Below are 477 nucleotides of genomic sequence, written 5' to 3'. Positions count from 1 at the left end.
AGAGCCGGCGCCAGCAACTGCAGGACGAGATCGGTGGCCTGCAGCAGCAGCTGGTACAGCGCCAGCAGGAGCTGCGCGAATACACCTCCAAGCGCGCGCAGTACGCCAACAGCCTGCAACTGCTGCGCCAGGAGATTGCGATGTCCGAGCCCTTGGTAGCCCAGGGCGCAATCTCCCAGGTCGAAGTGCTGCGCCTGCGCCGTGCCGAAGTGGAAAACCGTGGCCAGATGGATTCCACCGCGCTGGCCATCCCGCGTGCCGAGGCGGCCATTCGGGAAGTACAGAGCAAGATCGAAGAAACCCGTGGCAAATTCCGCAGCGAAGCGCTGACCCAGCTCAATGAGGCACGCACCGAGCTCAGCAAGGCCACGGCCACCAGCAAGGCGCTGGACGACCGGGTTCACCGCACCATGGTCACCTCACCTGTGCGCGGTATCGTCAAACAGCTGCTGGTCAACACCATCGGTGGAGTGATCC

The 477-nt window shown here is 63.9% G+C and carries 1 pseudogene; it reads left to right on the top strand.

Annotated features, from left to right (window positions below):
* Positions 1-477: pseudogene (locus SB725_RS30155) on the top strand (HlyD family type I secretion periplasmic adaptor subunit); the annotation flags it as partial.

This window comes from Pseudomonas sp. SIMBA_041 (assembly GCF_046535095.1).
In the GTDB taxonomy this organism is placed as follows: domain Bacteria; phylum Pseudomonadota; class Gammaproteobacteria; order Pseudomonadales; family Pseudomonadaceae; genus Aquipseudomonas; species Aquipseudomonas mucoides.
This window is presented reverse-complemented; position numbering and strand designations above follow the sequence as displayed.